This window comes from Streptomyces sp. NPDC005899, from assembly GCF_040629645.1.
In the GTDB taxonomy this organism is placed as follows: Bacteria; Actinomycetota; Actinomycetes; order Streptomycetales; family Streptomycetaceae; genus Streptomyces.
Window position 1 is genome coordinate 1 of record NZ_JBEXWB010000688.1, and the last position, 1306, is coordinate 1306.

At 73.6% G+C, this 1306-nt stretch carries 1 protein-coding gene; it reads right to left on the bottom strand.

Features of this window, described 5'->3' with window-relative positions:
• Positions 1-127 precede the first annotated feature (127 nt).
• The gene (locus ABZ371_RS32670; protein ID WP_358686573.1) at positions 128-973 is read right to left on the bottom strand and encodes an alpha/beta hydrolase; all 846 of its coding nucleotides are present in this window, start codon (positions 971-973) and stop codon (positions 128-130) included.
• Between the last annotated feature and the right edge of the window lie 333 nt (positions 974-1306).

The window sequence follows — 1306 nt, forward strand, 5'->3', positions numbered from 1 at the left end:
GGGGCCCCGCCGGGAGTCCGGCGGGGCCCCGCGCCGCAGCGAGACGCGGAGGGCCGGGACCTGTCCGTGGACGAGCAGCGTCCTGGCCGGCACCGCTACCGTCCGCCGGTGGCCTGACGGCCCGGTGTCACTTCAGGTGCCGGGTGAAGAACTGGGCCGCCGCGTCCCCCGCGTACTGCGGGACGCCGGTGTGCCCGCCCATGTTGGCGTGGAGCGTCTTCTCCTCGGAGCCGAAGGCGTCGAACAGGTCGAGGGCCGCCTGCCGGTCGTTGCCTTCGTCGTCCCACTGCAGCAGGACGTGCAGGGGGACGGTGACCCGGCGGGCCTCCTCCAGCGTGGTGCGGGGGACGAAACTCCCGGCGAACAGGACGGCGGCCGAGATGCGCGGCTCGACCACCGCCAGCCGGGTCCCGACGGAGATCACTCCCCCCGAGTACCCGACCGGGCCGCCGATCCCGGGCAGCGACAGGAGGGCGTCCAGGGCGGTCTGCCACTCCGGGACCGCCTGGTCGACGAGGGGGAGGATGAGGGCGTCGATGATCTCGTCGGTGACCGGCTCGCCGGCCCCCATGGCCCGGCGCAGGTCGGCGCGGGCCTGCTCGGCGCCGGGCAGGCGGGGCCGGTCGCCGCTTCCGGGGAGCTCGATGGTGGCCGTGGCGAAGCCCTGCGCCGCGGAATGGCGGGCCCGGGCCACCAGCCGGGGGTAGGTCCTGCGCAGCCCGAGAGGAGGGGGGCTGAGCAGGATCAGCGGCGTCGGCGCGGATGCGGACGCGGACGGCGGCCATGGGGATACGGGCGCAGACGCTGATGCGGGCGCAGACGCTGATACGGATGGGGATGCAGACGCCGATGCGGGCGCGGACGCTGGTACGGATGCGGATTCGGGCGTCCACAGGATGCCGGGGATGTCACCGAGAACGAATTCGCGTTCAAGGACAGCGTCGTCGAGACGCTGCCGGGAGGTGAAGCGCATGGTCGTGCCTTCCGGGAATGCCAGGGAACGGCGCTCCCGGACGACCTATCGCCCGACCGTGACCCCGGAGGGGAGCACCCACGTCGATACGTTCACGGGTACCACCTCCTCGCTCTCCTGCACGGCCTCCGGAAACCTAGCAGCGGCCGCCGTGGTCCGCCAACGTGTTTCGTGCGCGTCCACGTCGGCGGAGGCCCGATGGTCGGGCCCGAGGTCGGCCGGCGGTCGGGCAGACGTGTGCAAGGGCAGACGTGTGCAAGGGCAGACGTGTGCGAGGGCGGTCACCGGGTGTCCGGTGACCCCCCACGCCCGCACGTCGTGGCACCCCGGGGC